Origin of the sequence: Bacillus sp. A01H, assembly GCF_045277205.1 — a bacterium.
In the GTDB taxonomy this organism is placed as follows: Bacteria; Bacillota; Bacilli; order Bacillales; family Bacillaceae_G; genus Bacillus_A; species Bacillus_A paranthracis.
Window position 1 is genome coordinate 971,034 of sequence record NZ_CP117702.1, and the last position, 14,136, is coordinate 985,169.

General features: G+C 36.2%; 10 protein-coding genes. 6 read left to right on the forward strand and 4 right to left on the reverse strand.

Translation table 11 applies throughout. From position 1 onward, the window contains the following. Positions 1-69: 69 nt before the first annotated feature. Complete coding sequence (locus PSR14_RS05195) at positions 70-1,206, forward strand: DUF445 domain-containing protein (RefSeq protein ID WP_113732813.1); 1,137 nt, start codon at positions 70-72, stop codon at positions 1,204-1,206. A gap of 142 nt (positions 1,207-1,348) precedes the next feature. Beyond that, positions 1,349-1,705, forward strand: a complete 357-nt coding sequence (locus PSR14_RS05200) for a YlbF/YmcA family competence regulator (RefSeq protein ID WP_000164606.1) — start codon at positions 1,349-1,351, stop codon at positions 1,703-1,705. Positions 1,706-1,819: 114 nt separating this feature from the next. On the opposite strand, the gene PSR14_RS05205 is transcribed toward PSR14_RS05200, so the two are convergent. After that, a complete protein-coding gene (locus PSR14_RS05205) occupies positions 1,820-2,425 on the reverse strand; it encodes an NDxxF motif lipoprotein (protein ID WP_000760974.1) in 606 nt (201 codons plus the stop codon). Between the two features lie 21 nt (positions 2,426-2,446). Next, a complete protein-coding gene (locus tag PSR14_RS05210) occupies positions 2,447-3,007 on the reverse strand; it encodes a DUF1700 domain-containing protein (RefSeq protein ID WP_001042981.1) in 561 nt (186 codons plus the stop codon). Between the two features lie 402 nt (positions 3,008-3,409). Between PSR14_RS05210 and alsS the strand changes: the two genes are divergently transcribed. Next, positions 3,410-5,098 carry an acetolactate synthase AlsS gene (alsS, locus tag PSR14_RS05215; RefSeq protein ID WP_000103506.1) on the forward strand — a complete coding sequence of 563 codons (1,689 nt, stop codon included), beginning with the start codon at positions 3,410-3,412 and terminating at the stop codon, positions 5,096-5,098. Positions 5,099-5,114: 16 nt separating this feature from the next. After that, entirely contained in the window at positions 5,115-5,873 is a 759-nt protein-coding gene (alsD, locus tag PSR14_RS05220) for an alpha-acetolactate decarboxylase (protein ID WP_000215014.1), read from the forward strand. A 270-nt stretch (positions 5,874-6,143) separates the two neighbouring features. Here the strand turns inward: alsD and PSR14_RS05225 are convergent, their stop codons facing one another. Then, a complete protein-coding gene (locus PSR14_RS05225; protein WP_001148803.1) occupies positions 6,144-6,761 on the reverse strand; it encodes a DNA-3-methyladenine glycosylase in 618 nt (205 codons plus the stop codon). 134 nt (positions 6,762-6,895) lie between these two features. On the opposite strand from PSR14_RS05225, the gene PSR14_RS05230 reads away from it, so the two are divergent. Both PSR14_RS05230 and PSR14_RS05235 read left to right on the forward strand, forming a co-directional pair. Next, complete coding sequence (locus tag PSR14_RS05230) at positions 6,896-7,768, forward strand: Cof-type HAD-IIB family hydrolase (protein ID WP_000640425.1); 873 nt, start codon at positions 6,896-6,898, stop codon at positions 7,766-7,768. Positions 7,769-8,256: 488 nt separating this feature from the next. Continuing rightward, entirely contained in the window at positions 8,257-12,291 is a 4,035-nt protein-coding gene (locus tag PSR14_RS05235) for a SpaA isopeptide-forming pilin-related protein (RefSeq protein WP_098487615.1), read from the forward strand. 58 nt (positions 12,292-12,349) lie between these two features. Here the strand turns inward: PSR14_RS05235 and PSR14_RS05240 are convergent, their stop codons facing one another. Then, the gene (locus PSR14_RS05240) at positions 12,350-14,089 is read right to left on the reverse strand and encodes an S-layer homology domain-containing protein (RefSeq protein ID WP_142328672.1); all 1,740 of its coding nucleotides are present in this window, start codon (positions 14,087-14,089) and stop codon (positions 12,350-12,352) included. Positions 14,090-14,136 lie beyond the last annotated feature (47 nt).

Genomic DNA, 14,136 nt, shown 5'->3' on the forward strand with positions numbered 1-14,136 from the left:
TTTATACCATTATACTTTTGTCCGTATGATGATATGCTATAGTTTTGGAGAAGCGAAAGGTTGATTGTAATGGATATATGGTTAAGTATGTTAACGACGACAGGGCTCGGAGCGATTATTGGAGGATTTACAAATCATTTAGCGATAAAAATGTTATTTCGTCCTCATCGTCCTATGTATATTGGGAAGTTTCAAGTGCCATTTACACCAGGATTAATTCCGAAGCGCCGCGATGAACTTGCTGTTCAATTAGGGAAAATGGTTGTAGAACATTTGTTAACGCCAGAAGGAATCGGCAAGAAGTTAACAAATGAAGAGTTTCAAAAAGGTTTAATCCACTGGGCACAAGTAGAAGTGGATAAAGTAATTACGAATGAACAGTCACTGCGACACATGTTAGAAAAATGGGACGTAGCGCATGTAGAAAAAGAAGCAACTGAGAAAATCGAACAGGTGATTACAGAAAAGATTCAGGCATTTTTAGAAGAGTACTATACATATACATGGGAACAAGCTTTACCTCATTCTGTTCATGAGAAAATAGAGAATGCGATCCCAAATGTCTCGGCGTTTATTTTAGATCGAGGAATCAGTTTTTTTGAAAGTGAAGAAGGGAAAGCGCGTCTTTCAAAAATGATTGATGATTTCTTTGCTTCTAGGGGGACATTGCTTAACTTAGTCGGAATGTTTTTAGGGAATGTAAGTGTAGTGGATCGTGTGCAGCCTGAGGTTATTAAGTTTTTAGGGCAAGATGGCACAAAGCAGCTTTTAACTGAAGTACTGCAAAAAGAGTGGGAAAAGTTAAAAGGAAGAGATGTAAAAGAAGTAGAAACGTTTGTAGAAAAAGAAATGATTGTAAGCTCTATATTGTCAGCAGTTAAAGTTGAGGAAACAGTGAGCAAGTTTTTAAATCAATCTGTGCAGCAAGTATGTGAGCCAGTTCGAGAAACAATTATGGAAAAGGTAGTCCCAAGTGCAGTAACGAAAGGCTTGAAGTGGGGAGCAGAAAACGTAGCGAGTATACTAAATAATCTCCACTTGGCTGAAATTGTGCAGCAAGAAGTGTCCACATTTTCCACGGAGAGACTAGAAGATTTAGTGCTGTCCATTACAAAAAATGAACTGAAAATGATTACGTATTTAGGTGCCTTATTAGGCGGTATGATTGGAATTGTGCAAGGTTTATTACTGTTGTTTCTGAAATAATAAAATACGTACATATAAATAAAAGTGAAATTTCTTCACATCTCTTGCATAGTTTGATATGGTAAGAAGAGGTGCGTATGTAAATGCACGTAAAAGGCAGTGCGTATGATAAGCGCTAGCCTTCTAAAGGAGGAAAAATAAAATGACAAAAAACATTCATGATGTAGCATATGAATTACAAAAAGCAATCGCTGAAAACGATGACTTCAAAACGTTAAAAGAGAGCTACGCAGCAGTTCAAGCTGATGCAGCTTCAAAGAACTTATTCGATGAGTTCCGCACAATGCAACTTAGCCTACAACAAAAAATGATGCAAGGCCAAGAAATCACTGAAGAAGACAACCAACAAGCACAAGAAGTTGTAGTTCGCATTCAACAAGATGCTAAAATTACAAAGTTAATGGAAACTGAGCAACGCTTAAATGTTGTAATCGGCGACGTTAACAAAATTATCATGAAACCACTTGAAGAATTATATAGCGCGCAACAACAAGCGTAATAGTGGAAGACGCCCCTTGTATGGGGCGTCTTTTTTGTTTAGGGAATTTGATAGTTAGACCACAAAACCTCACTTTCAAAATAGCTATTTTGAAAGTGGTATGTAGTACATCCGTTAATTCTTTTTATTGCTGTTAATTGAAGTTTTAATGTTTTTTTCGTTTAAAAACTTTTCAATCTCTTTTTGCTTCCGTCCATTAGCTTTCTCAAGGTGCTTCGTAAAAGAAAAATCGGCTTTGAATAAGTTACCATCTTGGGCGAGTTTGTTTAATTCTTGATCTAGTTCTACGAAAATAGCCGTAGATGATGACATAAATTCATAGATTTCTTTTGAAGGTTTTTTATAATCAGTAGGTAAATTATTATTACTAATAAACTCATGGAAATTCATATCGTTTTGTTTCGCTAGATCGATTAGTTTTTGTAATTTTTTTCGATCGGAATCAGTGAAATTCTTATCAGGAGTTGTTGAGGCAAGTGGAATGATGTTTTCAGATAACTCCCAGCTATAATCTATATAATCTTTTATATTTTTTCTCATTTCATCTTCATTAATAGTTTCATTCTTTTTTGAGGAAGTGAATATAGTTTCCGGAATTTTAACCGTAACATCTTTAATAGATTGTACATCGTTTTCTTCCTTAGGTTGTGCACTGTTTGAACAAGCTGATAGAAATAAAAGAGTAAGTAGCATGAGTGAATATAAAGTATATTTCTTCATTTTAATCTCCTTTTTTATTCATTAGTGTCTTTGTAAAATAGCTATATTCCATTTTAAATACTTTACTAAAAGTGCGTATATATGTTTGACCATTTGATAACATACGACGGATATGAGTAAACCGACGCAAAAAGCGATGAACACATTATAAACATCGGAATAACTAATTTGATGAAACCCTTTAAAGAATCCTAATCCTATTAATAAAATAGGTGAAATAATTAATACTGGAGTGGCAATGATTAGTGCTAGAAGAAAAGGTAATAAAAAGAGTAGTACGAAAAAGGCGATAAAGATAAAGGCAAAGTTTAAAACACTTAAGCTCATAACAGAAAATAGTGCAGTTATCATATTTTTGAAGCTTCGTTTCTTGTCAGCATTGCTTATTGCATAGGAAACATTAAGTTCTTTAGCAATAGCTTTAGGGTTTCCTAGTTTTTTAGAAATTTCTTCTTCGCATATTCCATCCTGTTTACCACTAATAAAATGAGTTTCGTACTCTGAGATGATATCCTCCTTTTCTGAATTAGGTATATTCCGTAGGGAGGAACTAAGTTGGCTTAAAAATTCACTTTTGTTCATTGTAATCACTTCCCTTTATAAAATAATGAATTATAGCTGAGAATTCGCTCTTTTTTGAGAGGGGGATATACTAACTACGAATGTTATTCCAATTAATGGGTGTTCCAATATTTACAAATATATCATTTAGTAGTGTTCTTTGCAAGGTACTGTAAACATTTTGGTACCGTGATGAGATGGAAGCTTTTTAGATTTTTTCGAGAAAATATGAAAATATTATTTTAAGATAAATAAAGGGTTGTAAGCGCATTCCTTAATGAGTGTCATAAAACTGTCAAATTCATATCGTTGGAAAAATAATGCATTTGTAATATAATGATAAATAATACTTCACCACGTTAATTAACCAGGTGAAGTTTAAAATCTTTATTACACAAATTATGAAACAAAGGAATGGTTAGTTTGAGTACAGGTGTAAAAGCAAACGACGTGAAGACAAAAACAAAAGGAGCAGATCTTGTTGTTGATTGTTTAATTAAACAAGGTGTTACACATGTTTTCGGTATTCCAGGAGCGAAGATTGACTCTGTATTTGATGTACTGCAAGAAAGAGGACCAGAGTTAATTGTTTGTCGTCATGAACAAAATGCAGCATTTATGGCAGCTGCGATTGGTAGATTAACAGGAAAACCGGGCGTATGTCTTGTAACTTCAGGACCAGGGACATCAAATTTAGCGACAGGTCTTGTTACTGCGAATGCGGAGAGTGATCCCGTTGTTGCTTTAGCTGGTGCAGTTCCACGTACAGATCGATTAAAACGTACGCACCAATCTATGGATAATGCTGCACTATTCGAACCAATCACAAAATATAGCGTAGAAGTAGAGCATCCTGATAATGTGCCAGAAGCATTATCAAATGCATTCCGAAGTGCGACTTCCACAAATCCAGGCGCTACTTTAGTAAGTCTTCCGCAAGACGTTATGACTGCGGAAACGAATGTAGAGTCTATCGGTGCGCTTTCTAAGCCACAGCTTGGAATCGCTCCCACACATGATATTACATACGTAGTAGAAAAAATAAAAGCAGCGAAATTGCCAGTTATTTTACTCGGTATGAGAGCAAGCACAAATGAAGTGACGAAAGCTGTTCGTGAATTAATTGCGGATACAGAACTTCCTGTCGTTGAAACATATCAAGCAGCTGGTGCGATTTCACGTGAATTAGAAGATCATTTCTTCGGCCGCGTTGGCTTATTCCGTAACCAACCAGGTGATATTTTACTAGAAGAAGCGGACCTTGTTATTTCTATCGGTTATGACCCAATTGAGTATGATCCGAAATTCTGGAATAAACTTGGGGACAGAACGATTATTCATCTTGATGACCATCAAGCAGATATCGATCATGATTACCAACCAGAGCGTGAATTAATTGGTGATATTGCCTTAACAGTAAATAGTATCGCAGAAAAATTACCGAAACTTGTGTTAAGTACGAAATCAGAAGCAGTATTAGAACGATTACGTGCGAAATTATCAGAACAAGCAGAAGTTCCAAATCGTCCTTCAGAAGGTGTTACGCATCCACTTCAAGTGATTCGTACACTTCGTTCTTTAATTAGTGACGATACAACTGTTACATGTGACATCGGTTCCCATTCTATTTGGATGGCGAGATGTTTCCGTTCTTATGAACCACGTAGATTATTATTTAGTAACGGTATGCAAACGTTAGGTGTTGCACTCCCTTGGGCAATCGCAGCTACTTTAGTAGAACCAGGTAAAAAAGTAGTTTCCGTATCAGGTGACGGTGGTTTCTTATTCTCAGCGATGGAGTTAGAAACGGCGGTACGCTTAAATTCTCCAATCGTCCATCTCGTTTGGAGAGACGGCACATATGATATGGTTGCATTCCAACAAATGATGAAATACGGCAGAACATCAGCTACAGAGTTTGGGGATGTTGATCTTGTGAAATATGCGGAAAGTTTCGGGGCGTTAGGTCTTCGTGTTAACACGCCTGATGAATTAGAAGGGGTATTAAAAGAAGCATTAGCAGCAGATGGTCCTGTCATTATTGATATTCCAATTGACTATCGTGACAACATTAAATTAAGCGAAAAATTATTACCAAACCAATTAAACTAATGGAGGCAGATTTGAGATGACGGTTGCGCAATTAATTGATATTGATGCAAAAAAAACGAAAACGAATAACGAAGTATATCAAACATCTACAATGCTTGCGCTATTAGATGGTATATATGATGGTGTGATTAGCTTTGAGGAACTAAAAGAACGTGGTGATTTCGGTATCGGCACATTTGATCAATTAGATGGTGAAATGATCGCGTTTGATAATGAATTTTATCATTTACGTTCAGACGGTTCAGCAGAAAAAGTAGAGCCAGAAGAAACAACACCGTTTGCGACTGTAACGTTTTTTGAGAAAGAAATGAGTTATACAGTGGAGCATCCGATGAATCGTGAAGAAGTGGAAGCTTTATTACATGAATTAATGCCGAGTAAAAACCTATTTTATGGTATTCGAATGGATGGTACGTTCCGCGAAGTAAGAACGAGAACTGTTCCAAGACAAGAAAAACCGTATACACCACTCGTTGAAGTGACGAAATCACAACCAATCTTCTCATTTGAAAATACAGAAGGTACGCTTGCTGGATTTTGGACGCCAGATTATGCGCAAGGTATTGGTGTAGCTGGTTTCCACTTACATTATATTGATGATGAAAGAAGCGGAGGCGGACATGTTTTCGATTATGTGGTTGAAAACTGTACGATCCAAATTTGTCAAAAAGCTCATATGCATTTAGCACTTCCAGAAACAGCTGATTTTATGGCGGCTGAATTATCTAGAGAAAACTTAGAGGATAATATTGCGACTGCGGAAGGTGCGGAGTAAAAAGGGAGAGACTGTTCCATTTTGGAACAGTCTTCTTTTATTTGTAATGTTATTCCTTGTCGAATCGTTGATATATTGTGAGTTATGATAGATATATTCGAAAAATCGTTGATATCGTTTATCCCGCTTTAATGGGCAGTAAGATCCCCACTTCCAAATTCAGCGAAAGCAAAGAAGTTAGGCGGGGGATCAACTGCCCATAAAAGTCCGATTGGTTCAACTAATAATCAGTGGGGGATGAAGGCACTCCCCACTGATTAAAGTTTCACTTTATTTCTTTGAAACAAACGGATGCCCCTCATAATAAAAACGCCACGGATAATGTACAGCTTCTTCTGCATAGTCGATATTAATACGAGGTCCTGCTGTTATTTTATATTGTGATGATAGGTGTTCTTCTTCTGGGACGAGTTCAATATGCAATGTGTCACTTTGTAATGATACGCCTCGTTCTTCCAAAGTGATTCCAAGGGCACGACATAATTTTCCAGGTCCGTTCGTTAAGTTTTTATACTGTGCTTTTGTAATGTCTGTTTTGTTGTAGCGCGCTAGTTTTATTTCTTCTATTCCATCTACCGGCTCAAGGGCTCGAATGAGAACACCTTGCGGGGTGCCTACTGGTGCTGTAATGACGTTAAAACAATGGTACATACCGTAAATTAAATATACGTAAGCATGTCCTGGCGCACCAAACATGACTTCCGTACGATCCGTCCGTCTGCCGCCGTAACTATGTGCGGCCTTATCACCCGGACCTTTGTATGCTTCTACTTCAACAATGATTCCACTTCGCTTTATTCCATCTACAATATGAACAAGTTTCTGTCCGAGTAATTTTTTTGCGACTTCTAACGTATCGCCTTCATAAAAGGAAGGTGGTGCTTGCATTGTACTATCTCCTTTACTAAGTGTATATGTATATAGTAAACCAAATTTTCAGTAGTAATTCTAACTCGTTCTATTTGCTACATTTATTTCATAAATTATGGATAGAGTACAACAGCGAAGAGGGGGAGTGCGACATGATTTATCGCTTACTAGCTCTTAACATAGATGGGACACTACTATACAACAACGGAAAAATTGCAAAAGGATTACGTGAAACAATTGAATTTGTAAAAAGAAAAGACGTATACGTTACATTATTTACGAGCCGGAATTTTCAGTCCGCTCATAAAGTAGCAAAGGCGTTAAAATTAGATTCTATATTAGTGACACATGGCGGTGCTTTCGTTTCAGCAACTTTAGATAAGCCGTACGTTCAAAGAAGATTATCGGAAGAGAAGACATTTAACATTGTGCAAGTATTGGAGCATTTTGACTGTAACGTCCGCATTTCTCATGAACGGTTTTCAATCGGAAATCGTGAGAGAAATACACCAAACTTAATTGCGCGTACTGTGCTATCGAGTGCGGATCCGTTATTTTATCCAGTTCAATTTGTAGATTCGTTAGGTGATGCGCTTCGTGATCATCCAGTCGCGGCGCCAAAAATTGATGTTCTTTTCCAAACGAAAGGTGAAAAAGAAAGAGGACTGAATACATTAAGAAAAGCGTTTCAAGATATAGAGTATATTGAATGTGATTCAAAACGAATAGAAATTTTGCCACAAAATGTATCAAAATTACGTGGATTACAATTGCTTGGAGAGCATTTAAATATTTCGTTAAACGAAATGGTTGCCATTGGAGATAGCATGGAAGATTTAGAGGTTATTGAAAATGTGGGTCTCGGGGTAGCGATGGGGAACGCGCCTGTAGAGGTAAAACAAGCGGCCGACTGGATTACACGTTCAAATAGTGAGAACGGCGTAGAATATATGATTAAAGAACATTTCCGCAAGCAATTCCCGCTTCCGTTTTTGAAAAATCATAAAAATACACCGAAACGATAAAGGAAAAACGTAGCTTTTGGCTACGTTTTTTTATTAGTTTTATCCCGCTTTAACGGACAGTAAGACCCCCACCTCAAAATTCAGCGGAAGCAAAGAAGTTAGGTGGGGGATGAACAGAACCCCCACTGATTAAAGTTTCACTTTATTTTGAAAATGAAAGCGTTCTATAAAGGTGAATTGTGTCTGGAATCTATACAATTCACTTGAATCCTTTAGAAAACTGTTGTAAAGTGAATGATGTTGCCAAAATAGTTACACCATATGAAATATTCTCCAGATTAATTTTGTTGAGCTCCGTATGCAAAAAAATACTCCCGCATGATAGTTTCATTCACGTATTATCTCAAAAATGAATTGTAGTAATTATATTAATTAGTTGTAGAGTTTCTTTGGTTTATTTAAATGGATTATTTTAAGTTAATGTCAGTAAGGATTGGTACATATGAAAAGTACTTCTTTTCATAAATTTAGGAATTATAAAAGGGGGAATGAATTTTTTGAGGAAATCATTTAATCAAAAAATCAAAAAATTAAGTAGTAGTTTTATAGTCGTGTTACTAGTATGTATGAATTTTTTAATCCATTTACCATATAAAGCAGAGGCAGCTACAACAGAATTAAAAGGTTTAGGTGATGTATCTTATTACAATGCAATCATTTTTGGAGATCATAGTGCAACGAGTGCGGATATTGAGGGTGCGATGGCTATTCAAAAAAATATGAATGCATCAAGTTATACAGTCTTAGCGGCTGCAACGGGAGCACATAACTTAGCTGGAGCGACATGGGTAGATGAAGGATACCCATCATTATTACTAGGCGGTCAATTTACGAAAGCGGGAACAGGACAAGTAATTATTCAAGATGGAACAGTGGCAATGACAAAAGATGGTGATCCAGAAGGTGCAATGAAATCATCATATGACCGTATCTCATATAAAGAGCAAGCGGAGATTGATGCTAAGTTTAAAGAATTTAGAAAAGACGTTGATGGTGTAATTGGGGATGCAAGTAAACTACAGACTGATAAGCCAAAACCTAATATGAGCTTTGGAATCGGTGAAGATGTAAACAACCCTAATATTTATGTCTCTTCAGGCCAAACGGGAAAGAAAGCATTTGATGTAAAAGACGTTTTTCTTCCGAATGTAGAGAATAAAGACTTTATTGTTATTTATTCAGATGCAGAAGAAGTGAGTTTTGGTGGCGGTGCAATTTTGTATGATACAAGAAATACTGGGATGGCGACGGATTTAATTAATACATCTCAAGCATACGACCCTAATTCATCTTTTACTGAGTTAGCTAGTAAGGTAATTTGGGTATTTCCTAATGCTACAAAGATAACAACTAAAGGATATGGTGTAGTAGGAAGTGTATTTGCTCCTAATGCAGTTGTAGATACAAAGGGTGGCTCTATTAATGGACAAGCCTATGTTGGTGGATTACACCAAAGAGATGGATTTGAGGTTCATAACTTTAAATTTAACTGGTCAAAGTGGAAAAAGCCAGCAGCTGAAAAAGGAAATTTACAAATTAAAAAAGTTGATGAAAACGATGAAAACATTGTTTTAAAAGACGCAAAATTTGATGTTATAGATAAAGAGAATAATGTTGTAGATACGGTTACAACAAACGAAAAGGGTATCGCGGAAGTTAAAGATTTACCATTTGGTGATTATTTTGTAAAAGAAATTAGTGCACCAGAAGGATATATAAAAGTTGATACACCAGTAAAAGTAACAATTGATAATACAAACATAATTGAATTTGTTATGAAGAATACGAAAAAAGTAGAAAATGGTCAATTTAAATTATTGAAAAAAGATAGTGAATCTGGTCAACTTCTGCCAGGTGCAAAATTTGATGTTATAGATAAAGATGGGAACGTTGTCGAAACAATTATTACAGATGATAAAGGTGAAGCTTTATCAAAACAACTTCCAGTTGGAACATATACATTAAAAGAAATTGAAGCACCGAAAGGATATGAATTATCATCTAGTTCAGTTTCTGTTGATGTAGAGGCTAATAAAGTAGTAACTGTAGATGTGGTGAATAAAAAGATCCCCGAAAAAGTAACAGGTCAATTTGAAATCGTAAAAGTGGATGCAGAAGATAAAGCGAAAGTATTATCAGACGCAGAATTTGAAGTGTACAAAGATGGTAAAAAAGTAGAGACGTTACGAACAGATAAAACAGGTAAAGTAATCTCTCAGAAATTAGAGCCAGGAAAGTACACATTAAAAGAAACGAAAGCACCACAAGGGTATAAATTGCTGAAAGAAGAAATTGAAGTCGTTGTGGAAGCAAACAAAGTAGTACAAGTACAAGTAGAAAATGCGAAAGAACTAGGAAGCTTACAAGTAATCAAAAAGGATGCAGAGAGTGGAAAAGTTCTAGAAGGCGCAGAATTTAGACTAAAGAACGAAAGTGGTCAAGTAGTTGGAGAAGCAAAAACAACGAATAAAGACGGTGTTGTGAAATTCGAAAACTTAGTGCCAGGAAAATATACGTTAGAAGAAACGAAAGCGCCAGAAGGCTACAAAGCAGTCGAAGTAACAGTCGAAGTAAACGTAGTAGCGAATGAAGTAGTAAAACAAGAAGTTACGAATGAAAAAGTAACAGGTCAATTTGAAATTGTGAAAGTAGATGCAAATGATAAAACGAAATTGTTATCAGGTGCAGAATTTGCAGTGTATAAAGATGGTAAAAAGGTAGTAGAACTGAAAACAGATGAGAGTGGAAAAGTGCTGTCACCAAAATTACCATTAGGTGAATACACAGTGAAAGAAACGAAAGCACCAGAGGGTTATAAGCTTTCGAATAAAGAATGGAAAGTAACAATTCAAAATGAGAACGAAATCGTAAAATTAGAGGTAGAAAACGAAAAAATATTAGGTTCCCTACAAATTATTAAAACGGATGATAAAGATCAAACGAAACGTTTAGCGGGCGCAGAATTTACATTGAAAGATGTGAAAGGCAATGTTGTAAAAGAAGGAATTACAACAGATAAGTCTGGAACTGTTAAAGTAGACGGACTTGTGCCGGGTGAATATACGTTAGAAGAAACAAAAGCGCCAGAAGGTTATGAGTTAACTAAACAAGTAATTCATGTAACAGTTGACGGTGAAAAAATTGTTGATGTAAAAGTAACGAATAGTAAGAGTCTTGGTCAATTCGAAATCGTAAAAGTAGATGCAGAAGATAAAGCGAAAGTATTATCAGACGCAGAATTCGAAGTGTATAAAGATGGTAAAAAAGTAGAGACATTACGAACAGACAAAACAGGTAAAGTAATCTCTCAGAAATTAGAACCAGGAAAGTACACATTAAAAGAAACGAAAGCACCACAAGGGTATAAATTGCTGAAAGAAGAAATTGAAGTCTTTGTGGAAGCAAACAAAGTAGTACAAGTACAAGTAGAAAATGCAAAAGAACTAGGAAGCTTACAAGTAATCAAAAAGGATGCAGAGAGTGGAAAAGTTCTAGAGGGTGCAGAATTTAAGCTAAAAAATGAAGCTGGTCAAGTAGTTGGAGAAACGAAGACAACGAATAAAGACGGTGTTGTGAAATTCGAAAACTTAGTGCCAGGAAAGTATACGTTAGAAGAAACGAAAGCACCAGAAGGTTATAAGACATTAGAAGTAACAGTAGAAGTAAACGTAGTAGCAAACGAAGTAGTAAAACAAGAAGTGTTGAATGAAAAAGTGAAAGAAGAAATTAAAGGGCAATTAGAAATTACAAAGGTAGATGCTAATGATACAAATAAAACATTAGCAGGTGCAGTGTTTGAAATTTGGAAAGACGGAACAAAAATCGACACATTAACATCAGATGCAAATGGTAAAGCAACTTCGAAAGAACTGGATCCAGGAGATTATATTTTAAAGGAAGTTCAAGCACCAGAAAGTTATGAGTTATCTGATAAGGAAATCGAATTTACGATTTCTAATCAAAAATTTGAAGTTGTAAAACTTCAAATTACAAATAAAAAAGAAACAAGCAAAGGTCCAGAGAATCCAGGCGAAGAAACAGAAAAGCCAGGCGAAGAAACAGAAAAGCCAGGTGAAGAAACAGAAAAGCCAGGCGAAGAAACAGAAAAGCCAGGCGAAGAAACAGAAAAGCCAGGTGAAGAAACAGAAAAACCAGGTGAAGAAACAGAAAAACCAGGTGAAGAAACAGAAAAGCCAGGTGAAGAAACAGAAAAGCCGGATGAAGAAACAGAAAAGCCAGGTGAAGAAACAGAAAAACCAGGTAAAGAAACAGAGAAGCCCGGCGGAGAGACAGAAAAACCAGGTAAAGAAACAGAAAAACCAGGTAAAGAAACAGAGAAGCCCGGCGGAGAGACAGAGAAACCGGGTGAAGGAATGGAAAACCCAGATAAAGAAAAAGGACAAGGTACCTCTCATGCTCAACAGCTTCCAGCCACAGGACATGATATGAATTATCTTCCATTCATTGGCTTTGCTCTTGTTTTATTAGGGATACGCTTAAGATTTATGATTAAAAATAACTAATATGTTTTATAAAAGGCATAAGAGAAATATTATCTCTTATGCCTTTTGTTTTTTTTATTTAAGCTTCAATAACTTTAAGCATTCGATTTAAAAATGCGGCTGCTTCAGCGCGTGTTGCTGTGCCTTTTGGTACGAATTCATTTCGTTCGTTACCTTTTACAATTCCGTATGCGTAAACATTTTGTAATGCTTTTTTATCGTATGCTAAGTGTTGGTCAGTGAATGGTAATTTTACTTCTTTTCTATAAATCCAGTTATATTCTAATGCACGGTCAATCATAATAACAGCTTCATCACGTGTTATTGTAGCATTGGGATCAAATTTATTATTCCCACGACCATTAATGATCCCTGCGCTAGCGGCGCGGTTAATTCCATCTATTAAAGATGGGTGTGCTTCGTTTAAGTCTGTAAATTTAGCGTTTCCAGCAGGTAATTTTAAAGCTCTCGACATTAAATTTGCAAACTCAGCTCGTGTCACGAGGCGGTTTGGCCAGTAAGAACCATTGCCGTCACCGAACATGATTTTTCTAGCAGCTAATTGACGAATGTCTTGCTCATACCAACCACCTGAAATGTCGTCTTTTTCATGAGGGACTTCTGGCGGCGGCATAACATCTTTACGATGTTCGTTATAGTAAGCGTTCGTGCCCTTTAAGAAAGCATCCCATTGTCCGCGCTGAATCATAAATGCAGGGCAGTTTTTTCCGCTCCAAAATTGATGCTTTTGAACGTGATCTAGAGATATGTTTAATTCATTCATTAAGAAAGCAGCTAACTTGCGCGCATTTTCTACCGCTTTTGTATAATTTCCATCACTATTCACAGCAATTTCAATTCCGATAGATTCATAGTTTCCAGTTTTATCTCCAGCATGCCACCCAACTTCATTTAGCGGAAGATGTTGATAAATTTCTTTGTCATCTACTGTAAAATGCCAAGACGCTGAACGATCAGTATTTCCGCGAGCTTGATTATCTAAGTACTTCGCATGATTTAAAGCGTTCGCACCTTTACTTGTATTAGCAGTTTCATGAATTGTAATGTATTTCGGTTCCATTGCGTAGCCAGGGCGAATATTTTCATTTCCTTTTGGAACAATCATTTCTTTAAAAGTAACACCATAAACGTTATTTGTAGGTAAATTAGATGGTGTTTTGAAGAAAGTTGCGCTTCTCTTTTCGATAGCACCTGTTTTTTCAAATAATGATGCTTTCGTACCGTCGAATGTAGCTGAAGGAGCATAAATCCATTTCTCAGTTCCGTTCATTTGAATGTTAAACCAATTCCCAGCTTGTTCAGTAGGAGTTACTGTTTGTGGCTGTAATTTCATTTCTTCTTTAAACGATTGGAAAGGGAAGGAATATACTGATGCTTCTTCTGTTACGATTAGTTTTTGATTCGAGAGTTTATGAATCTCTTGTACTTCTAAACTATTACTTTCCTTATTAACCCAGCCAGCACCAAACGTAGTTTGTATGTAATATGCATTCCCTTTTTTCTTCGTTGCTTTTACTACTGGTTCAGCAATTTCAATATTTGTTTTCGTTTTTAAGTCATTTGAATTGTATAGTGGAAGTTTTGTTGATAAGTGGAGAAGATATTCACCCGAGATTTCAAGGTCGTTTTCTTCGTCATGTCTATGCTGTTTTGCATGTTCTTCAATGCTTTTTAAAGCTTGTTCATCCATAGACAATTCCGCAGTTTTTTCTATACTTTCTGCGAATGAATGGGTAGGCGCTACAAATGTTTGTACTGTCAAAGATAATGCTAAAATGTTGTAAAACTTTTTTTTCATAGTTGTTTTAACACGTGATAGTCTTTCGTGCGTGTTAAGAGTCCTCC